The 24,450-nt window shown below is 72.7% G+C and carries 14 protein-coding genes and 26 pseudogenes; 36 read left to right on the plus strand and 4 right to left on the minus strand.

The window, feature by feature from the left end:
* Window positions 1-28 precede the first annotated feature (28 nt).
* The 17 genes and pseudogenes from FF86_RS44345 to era all read left to right on the plus strand — a co-directional run.
* Window positions 29-195: pseudogene (locus tag FF86_RS44345) on the plus strand (coproporphyrinogen III oxidase); the annotation flags it as partial.
* 1 nt (window position 196) lies between these two features.
* Window positions 197-1,264, plus strand: a pseudogene (gene hemW, locus FF86_RS09320) (radical SAM family heme chaperone HemW); the annotation flags it as partial.
* A gap of 276 nt (window positions 1,265-1,540) precedes the next feature.
* Window positions 1,541-1,645, plus strand: a pseudogene (locus tag FF86_RS44350) (heat-inducible transcriptional repressor HrcA); the annotation flags it as partial.
* 1 nt (window position 1,646) lies between these two features.
* Window positions 1,647-1,908: pseudogene (locus FF86_RS44355) on the plus strand (heat-inducible transcriptional repressor HrcA); the annotation flags it as partial.
* A 1-nt stretch (window position 1,909) separates the two neighbouring features.
* A pseudogene (locus tag FF86_RS44360) lies at window positions 1,910-2,560 on the plus strand (heat-inducible transcriptional repressor HrcA); the annotation flags it as partial.
* Window positions 2,560-3,699, plus strand: coding sequence for a molecular chaperone DnaJ (gene dnaJ, locus FF86_RS09330; RefSeq protein ID WP_044883000.1), 1,140 nt, complete (start codon window positions 2,560-2,562; stop codon window positions 3,697-3,699). The pseudogene FF86_RS44360 and the gene dnaJ, both read left to right, overlap by 1 nt.
* A 104-nt stretch (window positions 3,700-3,803) precedes the next feature.
* On the plus strand, window positions 3,804-4,431 hold a 628-nt coding region (locus tag FF86_RS09335), incomplete at its 3' end, for a 16S rRNA (uracil(1498)-N(3))-methyltransferase (RefSeq protein ID WP_242418451.1).
* A 1-nt stretch (window position 4,432) separates the two neighbouring features.
* Window positions 4,433-4,526: pseudogene (locus tag FF86_RS44365) on the plus strand (16S rRNA (uracil(1498)-N(3))-methyltransferase); the annotation flags it as partial.
* 148 nt (window positions 4,527-4,674) lie between these two features.
* The coding region (locus tag FF86_RS44370) for a PhoH family protein (protein WP_242418438.1) at window positions 4,675-5,213 on the plus strand (539 nt) is incomplete at its 3' end.
* Between the two features lies 1 nt (window position 5,214).
* A pseudogene (locus FF86_RS44375) lies at window positions 5,215-5,724 on the plus strand (PhoH family protein); the annotation flags it as partial.
* 28 nt (window positions 5,725-5,752) lie between these two features.
* Window positions 5,753-6,015: rRNA maturation RNase YbeY (ybeY, locus tag FF86_RS44380; protein WP_242418439.1), on the plus strand; the 263-nt coding region annotated here is incomplete at its 3' end.
* Between the two features lies 1 nt (window position 6,016).
* A pseudogene (ybeY, locus tag FF86_RS44385) lies at window positions 6,017-6,298 on the plus strand (rRNA maturation RNase YbeY); the annotation flags it as partial.
* Between the two features lie 19 nt (window positions 6,299-6,317).
* On the plus strand, window positions 6,318-6,575 hold a 258-nt coding region (locus FF86_RS44390), incomplete at its 3' end, for a CNNM domain-containing protein (protein ID WP_242418440.1).
* A 1-nt stretch (window position 6,576) separates the two neighbouring features.
* Window positions 6,577-7,679 (plus strand): annotated as a pseudogene (locus FF86_RS09350) (hemolysin family protein); the annotation flags it as partial.
* Window positions 7,676-7,812: pseudogene (locus FF86_RS44395) on the plus strand (cytidine deaminase); the annotation flags it as partial. The pseudogenes FF86_RS09350 and FF86_RS44395, both read left to right, overlap by 4 nt.
* 1 nt (window position 7,813) lies before the next feature.
* Window positions 7,814-8,080: pseudogene (locus tag FF86_RS44400) on the plus strand (cytidine deaminase); the annotation flags it as partial.
* A gap of 1 nt (window position 8,081) precedes the next feature.
* Window positions 8,082-9,026, plus strand: coding sequence for a GTPase Era (era, locus tag FF86_RS09360; RefSeq protein WP_199865294.1), 945 nt, complete (start codon window positions 8,082-8,084; stop codon window positions 9,024-9,026).
* Between the two features lie 873 nt (window positions 9,027-9,899).
* On the opposite strand, the pseudogene FF86_RS44405 reads toward era, so the two are convergent.
* Together FF86_RS44405 and FF86_RS44410 are read right to left on the minus strand one after the other, a co-directional pair.
* Window positions 9,900-10,055 (minus strand): annotated as a pseudogene (locus tag FF86_RS44405) (ADP-ribose pyrophosphatase); the annotation flags it as partial.
* Window position 10,056: 1 nt separating this feature from the next.
* A pseudogene (locus FF86_RS44410) lies at window positions 10,057-10,365 on the minus strand (NUDIX hydrolase); the annotation flags it as partial.
* A gap of 6 nt (window positions 10,366-10,371) precedes the next feature.
* Between FF86_RS44410 and recO the strand changes: the two are divergent.
* The 11 genes and pseudogenes from recO to FF86_RS44445 all read left to right on the plus strand — a co-directional run.
* Complete coding sequence (recO, locus tag FF86_RS09370; protein ID WP_199865295.1) at window positions 10,372-11,103, plus strand: DNA repair protein RecO; 732 nt, start codon at window positions 10,372-10,374, stop codon at window positions 11,101-11,103.
* Window positions 11,104-11,480: 377 nt separating this feature from the next.
* Window positions 11,481-12,217, plus strand: a pseudogene (locus tag FF86_RS09380) (isoprenyl transferase); the annotation flags it as partial.
* Window positions 12,210-12,812, plus strand: a complete 603-nt coding sequence (locus FF86_RS09385; RefSeq protein ID WP_052680876.1) for an antibiotic biosynthesis monooxygenase — start codon at window positions 12,210-12,212, stop codon at window positions 12,810-12,812. The pseudogene FF86_RS09380 and the gene FF86_RS09385, both read left to right, overlap by 8 nt.
* Before the next feature lie 324 nt (window positions 12,813-13,136).
* On the plus strand, window positions 13,137-13,528 hold a 392-nt coding region (locus FF86_RS44415; protein ID WP_242418441.1), incomplete at its 3' end, for a glycine--tRNA ligase subunit alpha.
* A gap of 1 nt (window position 13,529) precedes the next feature.
* Window positions 13,530-13,709: pseudogene (locus tag FF86_RS44420) on the plus strand (glycine--tRNA ligase subunit alpha); the annotation flags it as partial.
* Window position 13,710: 1 nt separating this feature from the next.
* Window positions 13,711-15,416 (plus strand): annotated as a pseudogene (glyS, locus tag FF86_RS44425) (glycine--tRNA ligase subunit beta); the annotation flags it as partial.
* A 1-nt stretch (window position 15,417) separates the two neighbouring features.
* A pseudogene (locus FF86_RS44430) lies at window positions 15,418-16,307 on the plus strand (glycine--tRNA ligase subunit beta); the annotation flags it as partial.
* A 165-nt stretch (window positions 16,308-16,472) separates the two neighbouring features.
* Window positions 16,473-17,159 carry a YdcF family protein gene (locus tag FF86_RS09395; protein WP_044883007.1) on the plus strand — a complete coding sequence of 229 codons (687 nt, stop codon included), beginning with the start codon at window positions 16,473-16,475 and terminating at the stop codon, window positions 17,157-17,159.
* A 520-nt stretch (window positions 17,160-17,679) separates the two neighbouring features.
* The coding region (locus FF86_RS44435) for a 1-deoxy-D-xylulose-5-phosphate synthase N-terminal domain-containing protein (RefSeq protein ID WP_304438115.1) at window positions 17,680-18,309 on the plus strand (630 nt) is incomplete at its 3' end.
* A gap of 1 nt (window position 18,310) precedes the next feature.
* Window positions 18,311-18,907: pseudogene (locus tag FF86_RS44440) on the plus strand (transketolase); the annotation flags it as partial.
* A gap of 1 nt (window position 18,908) precedes the next feature.
* A pseudogene (locus FF86_RS44445) lies at window positions 18,909-19,554 on the plus strand (transketolase C-terminal domain-containing protein); the annotation flags it as partial.
* A gap of 212 nt (window positions 19,555-19,766) precedes the next feature.
* Here FF86_RS44445 and FF86_RS09405 read toward each other — a convergent pair.
* Together FF86_RS09405 and FF86_RS34695 are read right to left on the minus strand one after the other, a co-directional pair.
* Window positions 19,767-20,306 (minus strand): PH domain-containing protein, encoded by a 540-nt coding sequence (locus FF86_RS09405; protein ID WP_009739724.1) that lies wholly within the window; start codon window positions 20,304-20,306, stop codon window positions 19,767-19,769.
* A gap of 40 nt (window positions 20,307-20,346) precedes the next feature.
* Entirely contained in the window at window positions 20,347-20,502 is a 156-nt protein-coding gene (locus tag FF86_RS34695; protein WP_173402683.1) for a hypothetical protein, read from the minus strand.
* Between the two features lie 27 nt (window positions 20,503-20,529).
* Between FF86_RS34695 and FF86_RS44450 the strand changes: the two are divergent.
* From FF86_RS44450 to FF86_RS44475, 8 genes and pseudogenes are all read left to right on the plus strand, one after another.
* Window positions 20,530-20,724 (plus strand): annotated as a pseudogene (locus tag FF86_RS44450) (deoxyguanosinetriphosphate triphosphohydrolase); the annotation flags it as partial.
* Between the two features lies 1 nt (window position 20,725).
* A pseudogene (locus FF86_RS09410) lies at window positions 20,726-21,858 on the plus strand (deoxyguanosinetriphosphate triphosphohydrolase); the annotation flags it as partial.
* 466 nt (window positions 21,859-22,324) lie between these two features.
* Window positions 22,325-22,414 (plus strand): annotated as a pseudogene (locus FF86_RS62100) (hypothetical protein); the annotation flags it as partial.
* Between the two features lies 1 nt (window position 22,415).
* Window positions 22,416-23,769, plus strand: a pseudogene (gene dnaG / locus FF86_RS44455) (DNA primase); the annotation flags it as partial.
* A gap of 1 nt (window position 23,770) precedes the next feature.
* Window positions 23,771-24,045: pseudogene (locus FF86_RS44460) on the plus strand (DNA primase); the annotation flags it as partial.
* 1 nt (window position 24,046) lies between these two features.
* Window positions 24,047-24,212: pseudogene (locus FF86_RS44465) on the plus strand (hypothetical protein); the annotation flags it as partial.
* Window positions 24,213-24,252: 40 nt separating this feature from the next.
* Window positions 24,253-24,380: RNA polymerase sigma factor region1.1 domain-containing protein (locus tag FF86_RS44470; RefSeq protein WP_304438117.1), on the plus strand; the 128-nt coding region annotated here is incomplete at its 3' end.
* A 1-nt stretch (window position 24,381) separates the two neighbouring features.
* A pseudogene (locus FF86_RS44475) lies at window positions 24,382-24,449 on the plus strand (hypothetical protein); the annotation flags it as partial.
* Between the last annotated feature and the right edge of the window lies 1 nt (window position 24,450).

The following is a 24,450-nucleotide window of genomic DNA, read 5'->3' on the forward strand; positions in this document are numbered from 1 at the left end:
CCCCATCCGTTGGGGGCACACTGGGGGCATGCCACAAAAGCCTCCCGACGGGTCACCTCCGCCCGACGACGGCGCTCTCCCGCCGGCCGCTCTGGCCGAGCTGACCGAGCGCGCGTTCGGGGCGTACGTGCACGTGCCCTACTGCGCGGCACGCTGCGGCTACTGTGACTTCAACACCTACACGGCGGCGGATCTNGGCGGCGCCCTGATCTCCTCGGTGGGCCTGACGACCTTCGTCGACATCGCGACGAAGGAGATCCGGTTGGCCCGGGCGGTGCTGGGCGACACCGACCTGCCGATCTCCACCGTGTTCGTCGGCGGCGGTACGCCGACCCTGCTCTCCGCGGACGACCTCGCCCGACTGCTGCGCGCCCTGGACACCGAGTTCGGACTCGCCACCGACGCGGAGGTCACCACCGAGGCGAACCCGGAATCGGTCGACCCGGCCCAGCTCGAGCAGTTGCGGGCAGCCGGTTTCACCCGGGTCTCGTTCGGCATGCAGAGCGACCGGCCGCACGTGCTGGCGGCGCTGGACCGGCGGCACACCCCCGGACGGGTCTCCGAGGTGATGCGCTGGGCGCGCAAGGCCGGGTTCGAGCAGGTGAGCCTCGATCTGATCTACGGGGCGCCGGGCGAGTCCGAGTCCGACTGGGCGGCGAGCCTGCGGGCCGCGGTGCAGTTGGGGCCGGACCACGTCAGCGCCTACGCGCTGACCGTCGAGGAGGGCACCAAGCTGTCGCGCCGGGTGCGCCGCGGAGAGCTGCTCGAGCCCGATGACGACCTGCTCGCCGACCGGTACCTGCTCGCCGACGAGATCCTCACCGCCGCCGGGCTGACCAACTACGAGGTCAGCAACTGGTCACGCGGTTCGGCCACCCGCTGCCGGCACAATCTGGGCTACTGGCGGGGCGACCACTGGTGGGGCTTCGGCCCGGGCGCCCACAGCCACGTCGGCGGCGTGCGGTGGTGGAACGTGCGCCACCCGGCGGAGTACGCCGCCCGCCTTGCCGCGCAGCGCAGTCCGGCCGCGGCGCGCGAGGAGCTCGACGCATCCACCCGCCGGGTCGAGCGGGTGATGCTGGGCGTGCGACTCGCGGAGGGGCTCGGGGTCGCCGAACTCGACGAGGCCGGGCTGGCGGCGTGCGCGGATCTTGCTCGCTCTGGCCTGGTCGAACCGGGCGCGCTCGAGTCCGGCCGGGTGCGATTGACTCGCCGCGGTCGCCTGCTCACCGACACGGTGGTCCGGGCTCTGCTGCCCGACTGACCCCTGCCCAACCGGCTCTGCCCGGCCGACCGGCCCTACTCGATCGGGCGGGCCGCCGCGGCGCGGAACCCGGGTGCCCCGGTGGCCGTTCTGTTGGAAGGATGTCGCCGACTCCTCACCAGCCATTCGTGGGGCGGCTCATGTTGTGTGCTTCATGCCTGGCCGACGGCTACACTTGGCACTCACTGCGGCCGAGTGCCAGGCCTGGTGTCCGTCGGTGCAGGTGCACGCACCGTGGCCCGGCCACGTCCCGCTTGGTGAAGGGGGTGCGACCGCGTGCTAGAGGATCGGCGGCTCGAAGTCCTTCGGGCGATCGTGGAGGACTTCGTCCTGAGCAACGAGCCGGTGGGCTCCAAGGCGCTGGCAGAGCGTCATAATCTCNGTGTCTCGCCGGCTACTGTCCGCAACGACATGTCCGCGCTGGAGGAAGAGGGCTACATCACGCAGCCCCACACCAGCGCCGGGCGGATTCCGACGGACAAGGGCTACCGGTTGTTCGTCGATCGGTTGTCCGGGGTCAAGCCGCTGTCCCGGGCCGAGCGTCGGGCCATCCAGAGCTTTCTGGAGGGCGCGGTCGACCTCGACGACGTCGTCCGCCGCTCGGTCCGCCTGCTCGCTCAGCTCACCCGCCAGGTGGCGGTGGTNCAGTACCCGTCGCTGTCGAGCAGCAGCGTCCGGCACATCGAGGTGGTGACCCTCGGTCCGCGCCGCATGCTCATGGTGATGATCACCGATACCGGTCGGGTGGAGCAGCGGATCATCGACAGCCTGACGCCGGTGGACGACGAGATCGCGGGCGAGCTGCGGGCGACCCTCAACTGCGCGCTGGCCGGCCAGCGGCTGGCCGACGCCCCCGAGGTCGTCGCCACCCTGCCCGACCAGGCCCGCCCCGAGCTGCGGCCGTGTCTGGCGACGATGACCGGGGCGGTGCTGGAGTCCCTGGTGGAGCGCCCGGAGGAGCGTCTCGCCATGGCCGGCACGGCGAACCTCACCAGGGCCTCGGTCGACTTCGCCGACTCGCTGCGGTCGATACTGGAGGCGCTCGAGGAGCAGGTCGTGCTGATGAAGCTCATCGGCTCGGCCCGCGAGACCGGTACTGTAACGGTACGCATCGGTCGAGAGACGGACGTGGACGCCCTGCGGACGACCGCAGTGGTGGCCACCGGCTATGGCCGCGGTCCTTTCGCCCTGGGCGGAATGGGAGTGGTCGGCCCGATGCGCATGGACTATCCGTGGACGATGGCGGCCGTCCGGGCCGTCGCCAAATACGTGGGTGAACTCTTGGGTGCCGACTGATGGCCGTGGACTACTACGCAGTTCTTGGCGTACGCCGAGACGCGTCGAACGACGAGATCAAACGGGCCTACCGCAAGCTCGCCCGGGAACTGCACCCTGACGTCAACCCCGACCCGGAGGCGCAGCAGCGCTTCCGCGGGGTGACCGCGGCCTACGAGGTGCTCTCCGACCCGGAGAAGCGCCAGATCGTCGACCTGGGCGGCGACCCGCTCGCGCCTGGCGGCGGGGGCGCCGGCTCGCCGTTCGGCGCCGGCTTCGGTGGCCTCGGCGACATCATGGACGCCTTCTTTGGCGGCGGGACGACCCGTGGGCCCCGCTCCCGGGTCCGGCGCGGCAACGACGCGCTGCTGCGGATCGAGCTGGAGCTGGCCGAGACCGCCTTCGGTGCCACCCGCGAGATCACCGTGGACACGGCGGCCGTCTGCTCGACCTGCACCGGCGCCGGGGCGGCTCCCGGCACCCATCCCTCGACCTGCGGCACCTGCGGCGGTCGGGGAGAGGTCCAGCAGGTCACCCGCTCCTTCCTCGGTCAGATGGTCACCTCTCGCCCCTGCCCGCGCTGCTCGGGTACCGGCACGGTGATCGAGCACCCCTGCCGCGACTGCGGCGGGGACGGCCGGGTCCGCAAGCGTCGCACCCTGACGGTGAAAATCCCTTCCGGAGTCGAGGACGGGATGCGCATCCGGCTGTCCGGGGAGGGCGAGGTCGGTCCCGGCGGCGGGCCGCCCGGCGATCTCTACGTCGAGGTCTCCGAACGCCAGCATCCGGTGTTCACCCGTGAGGGCGACGACCTGCACTGTGAGTTGCCGCTGCCGATGACCTCGGCGGCGCTGGGCACCTCCGCCACCCTGGAGACCCTCGACGGCACCGAGACCATCGCGGTGAAGCCGGGCACCCAGCCGGGCGAGGTCATCAAGCTCGCCGGCCGCGGCGTCCCGCACCTGCGGGCCGCCGGGCGGGGGCACCTGCACATCCACATCAACGTGGAGACGCCGACGAAGCTGGACGCGGAGCAGGAGCGGTTGCTGCGGGAGCTGGCGAAGATCCGCGACGAGGAGGCGCCCGCGGTCGTGGGCGGTTCCACCGGCGGCGGCGCGAGCGGGCTGTTCCGCCGTCGCGGGTCGCGGCGCGGGCGCTAGCCCGTCGGCACGGCCGGTCCCCGGTCCGTCCGGCTCGTTCTCCGCCGAGAGGATCCCCACTGACCAGCGCGTTGTTTCGGCTGTCCCCGCTACCCACCGCGGACGTGTTCACTCTGTCCGGCCCGGAGGGGCACCATGCGGCGACGGTGCGCCGGCTGCGCCCCGGCGAGCCAGTGGACGTCACCGACGGTCGCGGGGCGGTGTTGGAATGCGCCGTCGTCGCCGTCCGGCGCGACGAGATCGACTGCGCGGTGCGCCGGCGGGTCGGCGCGACGGCGCCGCATCCGCGTCTCGTCGTCGTGCAGGCGCTGGCCAAGGGCGACCGCGGCGAGCGGGCGGTGGAGATGCTGACCGAGGTCGGCGTCGACGAGATCGTGCCGTGGTCGGCGGCGCGTTCGGTGGTCCGCTGGGAGGGCGAGCGCGGCGGGCGGGCCCGGGAACGCTGGGTCCGGGCCGCGGCGGAGGCGTCGAAGCAGTCCCACCGCCTGCACTGGCCGGTGGTCGGCGACCTCGTCGGGACGGCGGAGCTGACCCGGCGGGTGGCGTCGGCCGCCCTCGCCGTGGTGCTGCACGAGCAGGCCGGCGACCCGCTGGTGGGCCTGGCCCGCCGCCGCGCCGCGACCCTCGACGGGGCGGCGGAGATCCTGCTGGTCGTCGGGCCCGAGGGGGGCATCGCCGACGCCGAGGTGGACGCGCTGCGTCAGGCCGGCGCCGCGGTCGCACGCCTGGGTCNGACCGTGCTGCGCACCTCCACCGCCGGCGTGGTCGCGTCCTCGGTCGTCCTTGCGGATCTCGGCCGCTGGGACGCTCGGCGTGATGATGGATAGACTGGCGGGGTAGCGCCTGCGGCTGACGTTCGGTGGGCGGCTCCTGCCCCGGCAGGGCGCTGACCCGAATGCCCGTCCTCCACGCGCCGCACCACCCACCACGGTCATCGATCCTGAGAGGTGCCGCGGCCGTAGCTGGTCGCTCTCTATGCCCGAATCCGTCACGCCACCTGTCGCGTCAACCGCCCCGGCCACGACGCGCATCGTCGTCCCCGGCCCGCACAGCATGGTGAGCCTGCTGGGCCACCAGGACGAGTTGCTGCGCACCGTCGAGCGGGCCTTCTCCTCGGACATCCACGTGCGCGGCAACGAGATCACCATCACCGGCCCGCCGGCGGAGAACGAGTTGGCCGCGAAGCTGTTCGCGGAGCTCATCGCCCTGCTCGACGCGGGTACCGAGCTCAGCCCGCAGCACGTCGACCATTCGCTGGCGATGCTGCGCTCCGGTTCGGAGGAGCGGCCCGCCGAGGTCCTCACCCTCAACATCCTGTCGAACCGAGGCCGGACGATCCGACCCAAGACGCTCAACCAGAAGCGTTACGTGGACGCGATCGACCAGCACACGATCGTGTTCGGGATCGGGCCCGCCGGTACCGGCAAGACGTACCTGGCGATGGCGAAGGCGGTTCAGGCCCTGCAGGCCAAGAAGGTCAACCGGATCATCCTGACCCGGCCGGCGGTCGAGGCNGGGGAGCGGCTCGGCTTCCTGCCGGGCACTCTGTACGAGAAGATCGATCCGTACCTGCGTCCGCTCTACGACGCGCTGCACGACATGATCGACCCGGACTCGATCCCGCGGCTGATGCAGGCCGGGACGATCGAGGTCGCCCCACTGGCCTACATGCGCGGCCGAACCCTGAACGACGCCTTCATCATCCTCGACGAGGCGCAGAACACCTCGCCCGAGCAGATGAAGATGTTCCTCACCCGGCTCGGCTTCGGAGCCAAGATCGTGGTGACGGGTGACGTCACCCAGGTCGACCTGCCCAGCGGCACCCGCAGCGGGCTGCGGGTCGTTCGGGAGATCCTCGACGGCGTCGAGGACGTGCACTTCGCGTCCCTGACCAGCTCCGACGTCGTTCGCCACCGGCTGGTGAGCGAGATCGTCGACGCGTACGCCCGCTGGGACGCCGCCGGGGACCATGCGGGTGCCGCGGCCGCGGCACCCGCCCGGCCGGGCCGCCGCGAGCGCCGGTGACCGTGCCGGAGCTCGGAGAGGACTGCTGATGGCCGTGTTCGTCGCCAACGAGTCGGGCGCGAACGACGTGGACGAGGTCCGGCTCACGGCGCTCGCCCGCTTCGTGCTCGACGCGATGAAGGTGAACCCGCTCGCGGAGCTGTCGGTGATGCTGGTCGAGGAGAAGGCCATGGCCGACCTGCACGTGCGGTACATGGGCGAGGAGGGCCCGACCGACGTGCTCTCCTTCGCGCAGGACGACGCGTTTGACGCCTCCTGGTCGGAGTCGGTCGACGACGACCCCACAACGCTNCTCGGCGATGTCGTGCTCTGCCCCGACGTCGCGCGCCGCCAGGCGGAGCAGGCGGGGCACTCCTACGAGCGCGAACTGCACCTGCTGTGCACCCACGGCATCCTGCACCTGCTCGGGTACGACCACGCCGAGCCGGACGAGGAACGCGAGATGTGGAAGATCCAGAACAAGCTGCTGGCGTCCTGGGACGTCGCGGTGAAGACCGCCGGCGGGAAGCGTCCCGCCGGCGGTGCGGACGGTGCGGACGGAGCTGGAGAGCCCGGCCCCACCGCCGCGCGCTGACCCCGGCCGGGGGGAGCCCATGAGCTCCGGCGATCTTCTGCTTGTCTTCATCACGGTGGTCGCGTCCCTCGCCGCCGCGGGTCTCGGCTGCGTGGACGCGGCCCTGACCCGGGTGTCGCGGGTGTCGGTCGAGAACTTCGCGCGCCAGGGACGCGCGGGCGCGGCGAACCTCGCGACCGTCGTCGCCGACCCCGGTCGCTACCTCGCGTTGCTGCTGCTCCTGCGGGTGGTCGGCGAGATGCTCGCCGCCGCCTGCCTGACGATCCTGTTCGCGCACNCCTACGGGACGGGCTTCGCCGCGATCGGGCTGGGCACCCTGGTGGCCACCCTGATCGCCTACATCCTCGTCGGGGTGATGTTCCGGACGCTCGGCCGCCAGCACGCGCCGGCGGTCGCGCTCGCCACCGCGGGGCTCACCGTCCGCCTCGCCCGGATCTTCGGGCCGCTGCCTCGGTTGCTCATCGCGCTGGGCAACGCCGTCACCCCGGGACCCGGGTTCCGGGACGGGCCCTTCGCCTCCGAGGCGGAGCTGCGTGATCTGGTCGATCTCGCCGAGGAGACCGAGGTCATCGAGCGCGAGGAACGCGACATGATCGCGTCGGTGTTCGAGCTGGGGGACACCCTCGTCCGGGAGGTGATGGTGCCGCGGCCGGACATGGTGTTCATCGAGTCGACGAAGACCGTCCGCCAGGCTCTCGCGCTCGCCCTGCGCAGCGGCTTCTCCCGGATCCCGGTGATCGGCGAGAGCGTCGACGACGTCGTGGGGATCGCCTTCCTCAAGGACATGGTCCGCCGCGAGCGCGAGGGCGACGAGGACGGCCCCGTCGCCGAGATCATGCGCGCGCCCGTGCTCGTGCCGGAGAGCAAGCCCGCCGACGACCTGCTGCGGGAGATGCAGGCCTCGCGGACCCACATGGCGATCGTCATCGACGAGTACGGTGGGACCGCCGGGCTCGTGACCATCGAGGACATTCTCGAGGAGATCGTCGGCGAGATCACCGACGAGTATGACAGCGAGGTGGCACCGGTGGAGTGGCTCGATCCCGACACGGCTCGGGTCACCGCTCGGCTCGACGTGGACGACCTCGCCAAACTCTTCGACTTCGACGTCGAGGCGCTGCCCGGCGCGGACGACTCGGTGACCGTCGGCGGCCTGCTGGCCACGGCCCTGGGCCGGGTGCCCATCCCGGGCGCCACCGTGACGGTCGGCGGCCTGCGGCTGTCCGCGGAGCGGGCAGCCGGCCGGCGCAACCAGATCGGCACGATCGTCGTCAGCCGCCCGCCGCGCCCGCCGGCCGACGCCGACGACCCGGCCCCGGGCGGCGCAGACGGCGGTGAGCCGGCCGGGCGCTCACCCCAGCACGGAAAGGTGATCTCGTGACCGCTGACCCGACCCCGCAGGCGACGGAGTCCGCCGCGGCGGCCCTCGACCTGGCCGCGGAGGACGCGAAGCTGCTCGTCCTGGCCCGCTCGGCGCGGCTGCGCGCCTACGTGCCCGACGGCCGGGCCGCCGANGGCGCGGCCCTGCGCGACACCGACGGCCGCACCTACGCCGCCGCCACCGTCGGGCTGAGCCGGCCGGAGCTGGCGATCTCGGCGCTGCGGGCGGCCGTGGCCGCGGCGGTCTCCAGCGGGGCGCGCCGCTTCGAGGCTGCGGCCGTCGTCACGGAGGGTGATGTGATTACGAGGGATGATCTTGCCGCTCTCGCCGAGTTCGGCGCCGGCGTCCCCGTCTTCCTCGGCGGCACCGACGGCGTGGCTCGCAGCAGGACGACCAGCTAGCGTGCCGACTCCGAGTCCCGCCCCCGGCGGCACGACCCCGCTGGAGTTCCGGTCCGGGTTCGCCTGCCTCGTCGGCCGGCCCAACGCCGGCAAGTCGACGCTGACGAACGCCCTCGTCGGTACCAAGGTCGCCATCACCAGCGGTCGGCCGCAGACGACCCGGCACGCCATCCGGGGCATCGTGCACCGCGCCGACGCCCAGCTCGTCCTCGTCGACACGCCCGGGCTGCACCGGCCGCGCACGCTGCTCGGGCAGCGCCTCAACGACGTCGTGCGCGCCACCCTGTCCGAGGTCGACGTCGTCGGGTTCTGCATGCCCGCCGACGAACCCGTGGGACGGGGCGACCGCTTCATCGCCGAGGAGCTGTCCCGCCTGCCCAAACGGACCCCGGTGGTGGCCATCCTGACCAAGACCGACAAGGTCGCCGACGCCGACCGGATCGGCGCGCGGCTGCTCGACGTGGCCGGCCTCGGCGAGTTCAGCGACATCGTCCCGGTCAGCGCGATCCGCTCCTACCAGGTGGACGTGCTCGCCGACGTGCTGGCCGCCCGGCTGCCGACGGGCCCGGCGCTCTACCCCGGTGGCGAGCTGACCGACGAGCCCGAACAGGTCATGGTCGCCGAGCTGGTCCGGGAGGCGGCGCTGGAGGGGGTCCGCGACGAGCTGCCGCATTCGCTGGCGGTGGTCGTCGAGGAGATGATCCCCCGGGAGGGTCGATCGCCCCAGAACCCGCTGCTGGACGTGCGGGTCAACGTCTTCGTCGAGCGGCCCAGCCAGAAGGCGATCGTCATCGGCTCCGGCGGCTCCCGGCTCAAGGCGGTCGGCACCCGGGCCCGCGGGCAGATCGAGGCGCTGCTCGGGACGCCGGTCTTTCTGGACCTGCACGTCAAAGTCGCGAAGGACTGGCAGCGAGACCCCCGCCAGCTACGCCGCCTGGGCTTCTGACCCCGCGGCCGGGACGGGGTCCCACCGGTGACCGCTGACCGGTCAGCGGCCACCGGCGCAGCGGTCACCGGGGCCACCGGGGCCATCGGGGCCACCGACGCGGGCGTGGAAGCGCCACGGTCGGGGGGTCGGATCCGTCGTTGACGACCGCACCGTCGACGATCTCCAGGATCGGTGGCATGGCCCGCCGCGGCCGCCGCTGCGCTGCCTTGCCGGAGTCCACGGTCGCGGGGGCGGGGGATCCGTCAGCCGGCGTCCCGGCGTCACCGCAACCGGCGCGCTGGGACACCGTGGCGTCGCTGGCCGTACCGTGCTGGTCGGTGGCCGTGGCCTGCTCGGACATCCTGGCCTGTTCGGTGGTCACGGTCTCGTCGGTCGTGGTGTTCTGGTCGGTAGCCGTGGTGTTCTGGTCGATGGCCGTGTTCTGGTCGATGGTCGTGTTCTGGTCGGGGCGGGCGGCCTCGGCGGACGCCGGGGGCTCGCCGAACGTCCCGTCCCCGGGGGATGTCGAGGCCCGGCCGGATGACACGGCCGGCTTGGCTGCGCCGGCATCGCCGGATGCCGCGGTCTGGTCGGTCGCCGCGGTCTGGTNGGTCGCCGAGGTCTCGTCGGCGGCCGGTGCCGCAGCAGAGCCGGTTGCCGCCTCGGACCGCGCGGGCGGGACGGCGGTGGCAGTGGCCGGGTCGTCGGCAAGGGTCAGCGGTGGTGCGTCGTCGGTGAGCGCGGCGATCAGCAGCGCCTGACGGTTGGCGAGGATGAAGGCCTTGGCCTCCGGGGGTTGCAAGGCGTAGCGACTGAGCTTCTTGCCGCGCAGGTCGATCCGTTCGACGTCGTAGCGGCCCTTGGCGGGGTTCGTGAACTCCTCGCCGGTGNGCTTGCTCAGGTCCATGGAGACCAGGCGGCAGACGAAGAAGTGCGACACCGCGATCCCGTCGCCGCGCGGCGGGCTGGTGAGGAACACCTGTTGGACGCGGTCAACCGTGGCGCCGAGCTCCTCGGCGAGTTCGCGGTGCAGGGCCGCCTCCACCGNGCCGTCCTCGCGGTCCACCCCGCCGCCGGGGGTGGACCAGTAGGGCTTGCGCTTCGGCAGTGTCCGCCGGAAGAGCACCAGTCGGCCGTTGCCATCGATGAGGATCGCTCGCGCCGTCCGCCGTACCACCCGCACCGAGCCATCATCCGCAACCTGCGGCGTCCCGTGCAGGGGGAGTCCGGCTTCCACCGGCGAAAGTGTCCATTTGTGTTCTTTCGTATACGAGAGGTTGCGAAACGGGGCTGGTTCGTCGCGGCCATCTGCCGGATGACCTCGCCTTACCGCGCCGACCCGGGGTCGTGCAACCATGGGCGGGTGCCGGTGTATCGCGACGAAGGGGTCGTCCTGCGAACGACCCCTCTCGCCGAGGCTGACCGCATCATCACCGTGCTCACTCGGCGCAACGGTCGGGTCCGGGCAGTCGCCAAGGGTGTGCGCAAGACGTCCTCGCGGTTCGGCTCCCGGCTGGAGCCGGGCACCTACGTCGACCTGATGCTGCACTCCGGCCGGTCGTTGGACACCGTCACCCAGGCCGACATCATCTCCCCCTACGGGACGACGATCGCGCTCGACTACGCCCGGCACACCGCCGCGGCCGTGATGCTCGAGACCGCCGAGCGGTTGACCAGCGAGGAGCGTCAGCCCGCGCTGCGGTTGTTTCTGCTGCTCGTCGGCGGTCTGCGCACGCTCGCCGCGGGGAAGCGGCCGGCCCCGCTCGTGCTGGACGCGTTTCTGCTCCGATCGCTGGCGGTGTCCGGATACGGCATGGCCCTGGACGACTGTGCCCGGTGCGGAGAGCCGGGCCAGCACCTGTCGCTGTCCGTTGCCGGCGGCGGCGTAGTGTGCCCGCAATGTCGTCCGCACGGCGCGGCGTCGGTCTCGGCGGGTGCGGTACGGCTCCTCACCGACCTGTTGCGCGGCGACTGGGACGGCGCGCTGGCCAGCGAAGCCCGCGCCCGGCGGGAGGCCGGCGGCATCGTCGCCGCCTATCTCCAGTGGCATCTCGAACGGGGGCTGCGCGCGCTGCCGCACCTGGAACGGGCATGAGTGGCCGTGAGCGGGCCGNCACTGGACCCGCTGTTCGACGACCGCGCCGGGGTGGCGTCGCATCGATCGGTCCTTGGGCCGCGGGACGCGTTGGTCGGGAGGAGCGCGCTGCTCGGGAGGAGCGCGCTGGTCGGGAGGAGCGCGCTGGTCGGGGACGCGCTGGGAGGGGATGAGGACGGACATGGTGAGGTGGACAGCGGCGGTGGGGGCTCCCGGCGCGATCCGGCGTCGGCAGGGGGACGGTGCGGCGATGGCAGATACCGGTACGACGGATGACGGCTCGGCGCTGCCCCGGCCGGTTCTGGGGAGGTAGGCAGTGACTTTGCGCAATGACGTGGGGACGCGGTTCCGTGATCCGCACCCCCATCCCTCGGGGNCCCGGCCCCCGGCGCTGCCGCGCAGCCTGGTTCCGCGGCACGTGGGCATCGTCATGGACGGCAACGGCCGCTGGGCCAAGCGGCGCGGGCTCGCCCGGACGAAGGGGCACGAGGCCGGGGAGGACGCGCTGTTCGACTGCGTCGAGGGGGCGATCGAGCTCGGCGTGCGATGGCTGTCGGTGTACGCCTTCTCGACGGAGAACTGGAAGCGTTCGCCGGACGAGGTGGCGTTCCTGATGCGCTTCACCGACAGGGTGTTCGGCCGACGGATCGCGGACATGGATGCGCTCGGGGTGCGGGTGCGGTGGGCGGGGCGACGGCCCCGGCTCTGGGGGAACGTGATCCGGCGTCTGGAGTCCTCGGAGGAGCGAACCCGCGACAACGACCGGCTCACGCTGGTGATGTGCGTGAACTACGGCGGCCGGGCCGAGATCGCGGACGCCGCTGCGGCGATCGCCCGGGACGTGCGCGATGGGCGGCTGCGGGCCGACCGGATCGACGAGGCCACGGTGAGCCGCTACCTCGACGAGCCCGACATGCCCGACCTCGACCTGGTCATCCGGACGTCCGGCGAGCAGCGGCTGAGCAACTTCCTGCTCTGGCAGGCGGCGTACGCCGAGTTCTCGTTCGTCGAAACGCTCTGGCCCGACTTCGACCGCCGCGACCTGTGGCAGGCATGTGAGGAGTACGCCCGCCGCGACCGGCGCTACGGCGGGATCGTCGCGCATCGTGCCTGACCATCCGGCCGAAGCCGAAGCCGAAGCCGAAGCCGAAGCCGAAGCCGGAGCCGAAGCGCCCGGGCCCCCGGATGCGGCCCCGTCCGGCTTGGCGGCGGGCGGCGGGCTCGAGTCCGGGTGGCCCGGCGCCGGTGCGGGCTGGGCGGCGGCGGGTTCCGGCGCGCCGGTGGTCGCCGAGATCCGCTTCGCGGTGCCGGCGGCGGCCGCGGCCGGCTTTCCCACGGCGGCGCGGGCCGCGCTCGACGCGCTTGCCCGGGCTGCCGGTTTCCGGTCCGGCCGGCTTGCCCGAGCGCTCGACGAGCCGGAGTCCTGGCTGCTGACCAGCGAGTGGGACGGCCCCGGCCCGTGGCGCCGGGCCCTGTCCGCGTTCGAGGTGCGCTATGCCCTCACGCCGCTGCTCGTCCATGCCGTCGACGTGCCCGGAGCCTTCGAGGTGCTCGCCGCCGTGGACCCACCCGTGGCGCGGGATGCCGGCGGCGACCGGCTCGACGTCGATCCCGCCGAGGCGGCCGGCGGAGACGTCGCTCGCCTCGCCCGGACCTACTGCTCGGACCGCGCCGCGGACGCGGACACCGCCGCGCCCGGCCCGTCCTGATCTGCCCGCGCCCGTTCTGTTCCGTGGCGCCCGCCTGCCGGCGCGACTCCGGCCGCGTCTGGCCTGGCGGCGGATTGTCGGTGCCGACCGGTAGCCTCGAGTCAGCATCACCGACCCATGGATCTCCGCGTTCCGACGCATCGTGATGTCGGATCTCGGGGAGATCGGACCCAGGGCGACCGGGCCGGCCAGATCTTCGGGACNCCCATCCACGATCGTCGGAGGGTTCGTCCGGTAGGTCGCCGCGCGCGGCCGGGGCCGGACCGTGGATGGGGCGCCCCGCCCCGCTCGTGACCGTGACAGCGAAAAGCCGAGGCTCACCCGATGTTGACCATGCAGGACGCGTTGCTGGCGCTGACCCGCTACTGGACCGACCGCGGTTGCATGATCATGCAGCCGTTCAACACCGAGGTCGGCGCCGGTACGCTCAACCCGGCGACGGTGCTGCGGGTACTCGGTCCGGAGCCGTGGCGGGTGGCCTACGTGGAGCCGTCGGTCCGTCCCGACGACTCCCGCTACGGCCAGAACCCCAACCGGCTGCAGACGCACACCCAGTTCCAGGTGATCCTCAAGCCCGATCCGGGCAACGCCCAGGAGCTCTACCTCGGCAGCCTGGCGGCGATCGGGGTCGACACCGCCGCCCACGACGTGCGCTTCGTCGAGGACAACTGGGCCTCGCCCGCGCTCGGCGCCTGGGGGCTCGGCTGGGAGGTATGNCTCGACGGGCTGGAGATCACCCAGTTCACCTATTTCCAGCAGGCCGGCGGCCAGACGCTCGACACGATCAGCGTCGAGATCACCTACGGCATGGAACGCATCCTCATGGCGCTGCAGGGGGTCCGCCACTTCAGCGAGCTCGCCTACGCGCCGGGCATCTCCTACGGCGAGGTGTTCGGCNAGGCCGAGTACGAGATGTCGCGGTACTACCTCGACGACGCCGACATCGACACCGTGCGCCGCCTCTACGCCGACTACGCCGCCGAGGCCCGGCGGCTCGTCGACGCCCGCCTGCCCGTTCCGGCGCACTCCTACGTCCTGAAGTGCTCGCACGCGTTCAACATCCTCGACTCGCGCGGAGCCGTGTCGACCACCGAGCGGGCGACCTCCTTCGCCCAGATGCGCGGGCTGTCCCGCGAGGTCGCCGCCCTGTGGCGGGACCGCCGCGAGGAGCTCGGCCACCCGCTCGGCGTGGCGAGCCCGCCCCCGGCGGCCGTGCCGGTCGCCGTGTCCACCCCGGTGCGCGAGCCGGCGACCCTGCTGTTCGAGATCGGCACGGAGGAGCTGCCCGCGGCCGAGGTGACCCGCACGGTGGCGGTGGTGCGCGCCGGCCTGCTCGACCGGCTGGCCGCCACCCGGCTCACCCACGGCGAGATCCGCGTGCAGGGCACTCCCCGCCGGATCGTCGCGATCGTCGAGGACGTGGCCCCGCGCGAACCGGACGTCGAGCGGGTGGTGCGCGGCCCGCGGGTCGCGGCCGCCTACGACAGCGCCGGTGCGCCGACGAAGGCCGCGGTCGGTTTCGCCCGCGGGCAGGGCGCGGACCCGGCGGATCTCCAGATCGTCACCCACCGCGACGTCGAGCATGTCGCCCTGGTCCGCACCGAGGCCGGCCGGGACGCCACCGACGTGCTGGCCGACGTCCTCGGCGAGCTCGTCGCCGGGCTGCGCGCGGAGCGCAACATGCGCTGGAACGACCCGGAGCTGTCCTTCAGCCGCCCGGTGCGCTGGCTGGTCGCCCTGTTCGGGGAGACGGTGGTGCCGGTCGCGGTGTCCACCCTCGCCGCCGGGCGGACCACCCTGGGCCACCGGCGGGCGGGATCGCCGCCGATCGAGGTGGCCAGCGCCGACGGCTACCCGGAGCTGCTCGCCGCCCGCTCGATCCTGCTCGACCCGGCGGTGCGTCGCGACCTCGTCGTGGAGGAGGCCGCCAAGCTCACCGCGGACACCGGCGGCCACATCGATCCCGATGCCGACGCCGACACCCTGGCCGAGGTGACGAACCTCGTCGAGTTCCCGCGGCCGCTGCTGGGCGCCTTCGAGGCGCGGTTCCTGGAGCTGCCCGCGGAGATCCTCACCACCGTCATGCGCAAGCACCAGCGGTACCTGCCCGTGCGTGACGCCGCGGGGCGGCTGCTGCCGGCCTTCATCGCCGTCGCCGACGGGCAGATCGACGACGCGCTCGTGCGCGCCGGCAACGAGGACGTCATCCGGGCCCGGTTCACCGACGCCGCCTTCTTCTACGACGCCGACGTCAAGGTGCCGTTGGAGACCTTCCGCGCCGGGCTCGCGAAGCTCACCTTCGAACAGCGGCTCGGTTCGGTCGCCGACCGGGCGGACCGGATCGGGACGCTGGCCCGCGCGCTCGGCGACGAGATCGGCCTCGGCGCCGACGACCGGGCGACCCTGGATCGGGCGGCCACGCTCGCCAAGTTCGACCTGGCGACCCAGATGGTGGTCGAGCTGTCCAGCCTCGCCGGCACGATGGCCCGGGAATACGCCCGTCGGGCCGGTGAGCCCGAGGCCGTCGCCACCGCGCTCTACGAGATGGAGCTGCCGCGCCGGGCGGGCGACGACCTGCCCGCCACCGTCTCCGGATCGCTGCTCNCCCTCGCCGACCGGCTCGACCTGCTCGTCGGGCTGTTCGCTCTGGACGCCGCGCCGACCGGCAGCTCCGACCCGTTCGGGCTGCGCCGGGCTGCGCTGGGTGCCGCCGCGATCCTCGGTAGCCGGCCCGAGCTCGCCGGCCTTGCCGTCGCCGACGTCCTCGCCCGGGCCGCCCGGCTCACCCCCGTGCCGGTGTCCGGGCAGGCGCTCGCCGCGGCCGAGGCGTTCCTCCGCGGCCGCTACACCCAGCAGCTCCTCGACAGCGGGGTCGACCACCGCCTGGTCGGCGCGGTCGCCCCGCTCACCGGCACCCCGGCGCGCGCGGCGACCACCCTGGCGACGCTGCGCGGGCTGATCGCGGTGCCCATCGGGGCGGCGCTGGCCAATGCCGGCGAACCGGCCACCGCCACGACGACGCCTGCGACGACGACGCCTGCGACGACGGCCGATCCGGCCGTGTTCGCCGCCCTGGCGGCTGCGCTGCAGCGGGTGCGCCGCATCGTTCCGGCTGACGCCCCCGCCGTCCTCGACGGCGAGCGGCTCACCGAGCCGGCCGCCGCCCGGCTTCTGACCGTGGTCACCGCACTGACGGAGCGCCTCGGCGCGCGAGCAGGTTCGCCCGCTCCGGCCGTGGCCGACGGTCCGGTCGTGGCAAACGTTCCGGCCGGCTCGAGGGCGTCGGCGTACCCGGCGTTCGTCCCGCTCGGCGAGCTCGTCGCTGCGGCGGGGGAGCTGCCGGCCGCGATCGACGGGTTCTTCGACGCGCTGATGGTGATGGACCCCGATCCGGCGGTCCGGGCGGCTCGGCTCGGACTGCTCGCCCGGATCCGGGATCTCACCGCGGGAACCCTGGACTGGGAGGCGCTCGGCTCGCTGCCCGCCGGGCACTGACCTCGGCGCCGAGGACCGGACCGGCGCTGCTCGGGCCGGGTGACCGGCCGGTCCGGCGGGCACGGTCCGGCCGCCGTCCGGTCACCCGCGAAAGAACCAGGACAAACGGGCGCATAGGCCGCGCTGTGTCGGATAGCCCGCCACGGGGGGCTACTGTTCCATCGCGTGGGTCTGTCCCGTCCTAGCCTCGCCGTCCATCCGTTCCGCGCGACCTGGTACCAGGTGCCCTGGTGGCGGTGGGCGATCCGGGCTGTGGCCGCGGTCGTCGCCGCCGTCGTGATCCTCACCGTGGTCACGTTCGTTCAGGTGTGGTGGGTGGGCCGGGAGGATCACCGGCCCGCCTCCGACACCCTGGTCGTCCTCGGAGCCTCGCAGTACGACGGGCGTCCCTCGGCGGTCTTCGCCGCCCGCCTCGACCACGCGCTGGAGCTCTACCGGCAGGGCGTCGCACCCAACGTGATCACGATCGGTGGCAAGCAGCCCGGCGATCGCTACACCGAGGCCGAGGCCGGCGCCGCGTACCTGCGCCGCCGGGGAGTTCCGGCCGATCGGGTGATCGTCGTCCCGGAGGGCTCGGACACCCTCGGCTCGCTGACCGCGGTCGCGGGGGTCATGAACACCCGGCACTGGCGGTCGACGGTCCTGGTCACCGATCCCCCGCACAGCCTGCGGTCCCGGACGATGGCGCGCGACCTCGGGCTGGACGCGACCACGTCGCCGGTGACCCGCGGCCCGGCCGTCCACGGCTTCGACACCAAGGCCCGCTACATCATTCGCGAGGGCATCGGCTACCGCTGGTATCAGCTCTTCCACCGGGCCTCGCCGCCCTCGGCGACCACGCGGGCGGTCTGAGCCCGGGCCGCGACGGCCCGCCGCCGCGGTGGGCAGGGGCGGCCGGGGTGCGCAGGGGCGGCCGGGGTGCGCAGCGGCAGCCGGGGTGCGCAGGGGCCGCAGGGGCGGCCGGGGCGGCAGGGTGCTCCCCGAGACCGCTCCCGCGCGGCCGTCGCGAGAGTTGTCGATTCGGGCGCGGACAGGCCCGCCTCCGGCACCGACCGGCTCGGCACCTTCCGGCGCGTGGGCGGCCGCCGGCGCGGTGGCCTCGCGCGGGCGGGCGGCGGTGGGCAGCGGCGGGACGGCCAGGGGCGCGCGGCAGCTGGCCGGGCCAAATCGGACGATTCACCGATGTGACCTACCCGCAGCGCGTTCGACCCTCTTCGGTGGTCACCNGCGCTGGTACGGTTCGGATCGCCGGGTGAGAGGGTAGTGCGACAAGCGGCAGTGACGCAAGGCGGCGGAGGCGGCCACCCGACGCGTGCGACAACACCCCGGAAATCACCTTCCGCGAGTGTAACGACTTCCTAAGGAGACTGGTGTGGCAACTCCCGTATCCGAGAGTGCGGTCGGGACGGCCGATCTGGAGACAGTCCGGGAACTCGCGCAGCAGCTGCGGGTCGACTCGGTGCGCAGCAGCACCTCGGCCGGCTCCGGGCACCCCACCTCTTCCATGTCCGCCGCGGACGTGCTGGCCGCCCTCGTGGCCCGGCACCTGCGCTATGACTGGGACAACCCCGAGGACCCGGCGAACGACCACCTCATCTTCTCCAAGGGCCACGCCTCCCCGCTGATCTACTCGATCTTCAAGGCGGTCGGGGTCGTCAGCGACGAGGAGCTCATCAACGGCTACCGCCGCTTCGGCGAGCGGCTGCAGGGCCACCCCACCCCGATCCTGCCCTGGGTCGACGTCGCCACCGGTTCGCTCGGGCAGGGCCTGCCCGACGGCGTGGGGGTGGCGCTCGCCGGGAAGTACCTGGACAAGGTGCCCTACCGCGTCTGGGTGATCTGCGGTGACAGCGAGATGGCGGAGGGGTCGGTCTGGGAGGCGCTGGACAAGGCCTCCTACTACAACCTGTCGAACCTGATCGCGATCGTCGACGTCAACCGGCTCGGCCAGCGTGGCCCCACCGAGCTCGGCTGGGATCTCGACACCTACGCCAGGCGGGTCNAGTCGTTCGGCGCGCGGGCGGTCGTCGTCGACGGCCACGACATCGCCGCGATCGACGAGGCGCTCGCCGGGGCCGAGGACGCGACCCGGCCGACCGTCATCCTCGCCCGCACCCACAAGGGCGCCGGCTTCTCGGAGACGTCGGACAAGGAAGGCTGGCACGGCAAGCCCTTCCCGGCGGACATGGCCGAGCGCGCCATCGCCGAGCTCGGCGGCGAGCGCAACCTGCGCATCCGCGGCCCGGTGCCGGGGCCGGACTTCCCGCGCCCGGAGCCGATCAGCCGGCCGGCGATCACCCTGCCCAGCTACGAGCTCGGGGCCAAGGTCGCGACCCGTCGGGCCTACGGGCAGGCGCTGGCCGCTCTCGGGGCGCGTACCGACGTCGTCGCCCTCGACGCCGAGGTGAGCAACTCGACCTACTCCGAGGACTTCGCCAAGGCGTACCCGGACCGGTTCTTCGAGATCTTCATCGCCGAGCAGCAGCTCGTCGCGGCGGCGGTCGGCCTGTCGGTGCGCGGCTACGTGCCGTTCGCCTCCACCTTCGCCGCCTTCTTCTCCCGCGCCTACGACTTCATCCGGATGGCGGCGATCTCCCAGGNCGACATCCGGCTGTCCGGCAGCCACGCCGGGGTGGAGATCGGCGCGGACGGTCCGTCGCAGATGGCGCTGGAGGACCTGGCGATGATGCGGGCCGTCGGCGGGTCGACGGTGCTCTACCCGAGCGACGCGACGTCCGCCGCCAAGCTCGTCGCGGCGATGGCCGACCTGTCCGGGGTGAGCTACCTGCGTACCACCCGGGGCGCCTACCCGGTGCTCTACGGCCCGGACGAGCCGTTCGCCCCCGGGGGCTCCAAGGTGCTGCGCCGTTCGGACGGCGACACCGTCACGCTCATCGGTGCCGGTGTCACCCTGCACGAGGCCCTGGCCGCCGCCGACACGCTCGCCGCGGAGGGAGTCGCCGCCCGGGTGATCGACCTGTACTCGGTCAAGCCGGTCGACGCCGCGACCCTGCTCGACGCCGCCCGGGCCACCGGCGGGCGCATCGTCGTCGCTGAGGACCACTACCCGGAGGGCGGCCTGGCCAGCGCCGTGCTCGGGGCGCTGGACGACAGCGGGCTGCCGCTGTCCGTCCGGCACCTCGCGGTGCGCTCGCTGCCCGGTTCCGGCACGCCCGAGGAGCTGCTCGACGCCGCCGGCATCTCGGCGAAGCACATCGTCGAGGCGGCCCGAGACCTGCTGCGCTGACGGCCTCCCCGGCGGCGCGCGGCGCCGCCGGGGAGGACCGCCGAAAGTGCGAGACGGCAGCGGGGCCGGGAGGACGACGTCCTCCCGGCCCCGCTGCCATCGTTACGCCCGTGGCCGCGCCACCAGGGCTCGGCGCCGTCACACGCCCGNCAGTCCCGGCTACGCGGCCACCCCCGCGTCGTCCCCCGCGGGTGAGATCCGTGCCGCCGGCGTCAGTCGTCGCCGGCCGGCGACGGCGCCCCACCGAAGGTCATGTCGACCAGGGTGAGGTAGAGCCGGTCCGGTCGCGGCAGGAACTGGATCTTGGATAGTGCCTGGTCCTGACCAGCGGACTCGACCACGAACTCGCCGTAACCGAGCAGCCGGCCTAGCGGATCCCGGTTGTAGGTCAGATCGGTGATCTTGGACAGTGGCATCGTCTGGACCTTGCGGAAGAAGATCCCCGACACCTTCAGCAGCCGCTTGTCGGTGATCATCAGATGATCGAACTGCCAGTCGGCGACCTTCCAGAGCATCCGCAAGATCATAAAGAGCGCGAAGTACCACAACAGTGTGGTGATGAAGCCCGCGTCGACGTCCTGCGCGGCGAACAGGATGTTCGCCACCAGGGCGAGCAGCACCGCACCCAGGGTCTGGAGGAAGACGGGGAGCAGGACGGCCCAGTGCAGCCGCACCATCATCACCAGGCGTTCCTGCGACGCCAGGTACTTGGTGTCGCGCTGGGCCGGATCCGGGAGCTGAAGTCTCACCACGTCCGCAGTGTCCCAGACATCAGGGCCGCCTGGGCGGGCATTACAGAGCGGTGTCGGTGACGAACGTGGACACCCCGTCGGCCCATGACTGCAACCATCCGAACACGCGGTCGATGATGCTGGCCGCACTGTTCGGTGCGGTCACCACGAAGAAGATAACGAACGCGATCGCGCCATACTTGATGATCTTGTCCACGGCGGGCCTCCGGGCCGATTGGGAAGGGTGCGCACAAAGTATCGTCGCTGCGATCGGCCGAGGTCCCCGAATCGCGCCGATACGCTCAACCTCGTGGTCGGTGAGTGGTATGACGCTTCGGATACGGTCCGTCGGGTCTCGGAACGCCCGAAGGCTACACCGCAGCCGCGGCCCCCGTTCGCCCGGGACCGGGCGCGGGTGCTGCACTCCAGCGCGCTGCGCNGGCTGGCGGGAAAGACGCAGGTCGTAGGCCCGCTCGACGACGATTTCCCGCGTACTCGGCTCACCCACTCGCTCGAGACCGCCCAGGTGGGGCGGGAACTCGCGGCGGAGCTGGGAGCCGATGCGGACCTCGTCGATGCGGCGTGCCTCGCACACGACCTCGGACATCCCCCTTTCGGGCACAACGGTGAGCTGGCGCTGGACGAGGCGGCGGCGGCCTGCGGCGGGTTCGAGGGCAATGCGCAGAGCCTGCGGGAGCTGACGAGACTGGAGGTCAAGATCGTTGATGACGAGGGGCGCAGTGCGGGGCTGAACCTGACGCGCGCGAGCCTGGACGCCGCGACCAAGTACCCGTGGGCGCGCCAGGACGCCCCGCCGGAGCACGCCGGCAAGTTCGGCGCGTACGACGACGACCTGCCCGTGCTGGAGTGGGTGCGCGCGGGCGCCCCGCCGGGGCGGCGGTGCTTCGAGACCCAGATCATGGACTGGGCCGACGATGTCGCCTACTCGGTCCACGATCTCGAGGACGGGGTCGTCGGCGGCCACATCGAGCTCGCCGCGCTCGACGATCCGGGGCACCGCGAGGAGCTGGCGGTCGCCACCGCGCAGCGCTATCCGGGCGCCTCGGCGGCGGCGGTGTCGGCGGCTCTGGACACGCTGCGTGCCCAACCCTGGTGGATCCGTTCGGAGATCACGTCGGCCCGCGGTCAGGCGGCGCTGCGGGCGATGACGAGCGAGCTGATCGCGCGGTTCTCCCGGGCGGCGGTGCGGGCCACGCGGGAACGCCATCCCGAGGGTCCGCTGTGGCGCTACGGCGCGGACCTGGCGGTGGATTCCGCCACGGTGGCGGAATGCGCCGCCCTCAAGGGGGTCACCGCGTGGTACGTCATGGAGCGGCCGGGCGCGCGGACCCGGCAGGCCCGGCAGCGGGAGGTCGTCGCCGAACTCGTGGAGCTGTTGCTGCGCGGTGCGCCGCGATCACTGGACCCGTCGTTGCGCGCCCGTTTCGAGGCGGCCCCGGACGACGCCGCCCGGCTGCGGGTGGTCGTCGACCAGGTGGCCCGGCTGACCGACGCGAGCGCCGAGCGGCGCCACGCCGCGCTGCGCGGGCAGCCGGTGCACCGTGTGCTCTGAGCGGCCCGATCGCCGGTCGGCGCCCGCCCGCGGCGGCTGCGGGTGGCGCCGTGTCGGCCGGCGCGCGGCGCGGGGCGGTGCGGGGTCCCCCACGCGGGTGATCATCGCACCCCCGGCGGAGGGAACGAACCCGTCCCCACCCGGGGTAGGGGCGTCTCCCCCGTCGGAGGGAGGGTTGCCGCGGCCGGNCGCGAGTCCGCTCTTCCGGCCCGGGATGCAGGTGGCGGCCATTGTCCTCAACATTCCCGTGGCATGATCGGTACTGTCGTGCTTACGACACGTACCATCGCACCGGTAGGACCGATGTGAGCGGCGTCGCGGCCGCCTTCACCGCCGACATCGGCCGGGGGCACGGCGACGGTGCCGTGATGATCGGCTACGCGGGAACGGGATGGCGCACTACTGGCGGGCGTTCTGCCCCGGGCGAGGTACCTCTCGCCCGACACGGACGAGGGGAGGGACGGGNGGCCGGACGAATCCGTGACGCCGACGTCGCCCTGGTCCGGGAGCGCTCGCCGATCGCGGACGTCGTCTCCGAACACGTCCAGTTGCGCCCNGCGGGGCGCAACGAGCTGGTCGGGCTGTGCCCGTTCCACGAGGAGAAGTCACCCTCCTTCTACGTCAACGTGGCCACCGGCCTGTTCCACTGCTTCGGCTGCCAGCAGGGCGGCGACGTCTACTCCTTCGTCCGCGAGATCGACGGGCTGAGTTTCCGGGAGGCCGCCGAGCGGCTGGCCCGGCGCGCCGGGGTCACGCTGACCTTCGAGGGCGGTGGCACCACCGACCGGACCGTGTCCAGCCAGCGCCAGCGGTTGCTGGAGGCGCACCGGATCGCGGCCGAGTTCTACGCCGAGCAGCTCGGCGGTCACCCCTCGGCCCGCGCCGGCTGGGACTTCCTCACCGCCCGGGGCTTCGATCTCACAGCGGCGCAGCGCTTCGGCGTCGGCTACGCCCCGACCGGCTGGGACACGCTCACCCGCCACCTGCTGTCGCGCCGCTTCACCGGCGAGGAGCTCGTGCTCGGGGGGCTGTCCAAACAGGGAGCCCGCGGGGGCCTGATCGATCGGTTCCACCACCGGCTCATGTGGCCGATCCGCGACCTCGCCGGTGAGGTGGTCGGCTTCGGCGGGCGCCGCCTCGCCGAGGACGGTTCGCCGAACGCCGGTCCGAAGTACCTCAACACGCCCGAGACACCGCTGTTCAAGAAGGCGAGCCTGCTCTACGGGGCGGAGCTGGCCCGCCGCGACATCGCCCGGCGATACCAGGTCGTGGTGGTCGAAGGCTACACCGACGTGATGGCCTGTCACCTCGCCGGGGTCACCACGGCTGTGGCGACCTGTGGCACCGCCTTCGGCCCGGAACACGTCGGGGTCGTGCGCCGGCTGCTCATGGACTCCGACGAGCGCCGCGGCGAGGTGATCTTCACCTTCGACGGTGACGCCGCCGGTCAGAAGGCGGCCCTGCGGGCGTTCGAGCACGAGGAGCGCTTTGCCACCCAGACGTTCGTCGCGGTGGAACCCGCCGGGCTCGACCCATGCGAGCTGTGGATGCGCGGCGGTGACGCCGCCGTGCGCGAGCTGGTCGCCCGCCGCGTCCCGCTGGTGGAGTTCGCGATCCGCGGGGTGCTCGCCCGCTACGACCTCGATACCACCGAGGGACGCCTCGCCGCCCTGGACGCCGCGGCCCCGCTGATCAACCGGATCAAGGACGCCGGTCTGCGCCACCGCCACGCGGTGAACCTGGACCGCTGGCTGGGCTTCCTCGACGAGCGGTTCGTGGCGCGCCGGGTCGCCGAGCACCGGGAGCAGCAGACGGGCGGCCGGTCCGCCGCCGTCGCGTCGGCGGTGGGCCGCCGGGAGCCCGCCGCGACCGACCCGGTCGTCATCGTGGAGCGTGAGGCGCTCAAACTCGNGGTCCAGTTTCCGGGACTTGCAGGGCCGATGTTCGACACGCTGGCCCCGGAGATGTTCACTGTTCCCGCGCACCGTGCCGTCCGTGAGCTCATCGCGGGTCTCGGTGGGGTGGACGGGGGGCTGGCGAGGACCGGCGACGTCGCCGCGTGGGCGACGGAGCTGTCCGCGGCGGCGACGGAGGAGGGGCTGCGACGTTTCGTCACCGCCCTCGCCGTGGAAAGGGTGCTCTGCGACCACGATGTGGATGATCGTTATGTCGACGAACAGATGTCACNCGTACAGGAGTTGCATGTGACACGTCGGATCACCGACCTGAAGTCGCGAGTGCAGCGGCTTAACCCGGTGGCCGACGCCGAGGCCTTCAACCGTGCCTACGGTGAGCTGATCGCTTTGGAACAGCACAAGCATCAACTCCGGGAGCGGGGCGTAGGTGCCGCGTAACCTGGGTCGATCCCGAGAAGGAAGTGACGAGATTCCGCCCATGAGTCCTACCGTCCTACCCCGCGAAGCCCAGGTGGACGAGGTCAAGGACCTCATCACCCGGGGCAAGGAGATCGGTTTCCTCACCACCGAGGACGTCACGGTCGCCATCCAGGCTGCGGAGCTGCCNCCGGAGCAGGCCGAGACGGTGCTGCAGGTGCTCAACGACGAGGGCATCGAGGTACTCGAGGCGGGGGGN

The organism is Frankia sp. CpI1-P (assembly GCF_001421075.1).
Taxonomy (GTDB): Bacteria; Actinomycetota; Actinomycetes; order Frankiales; family Frankiaceae; genus Frankia; species Frankia torreyi.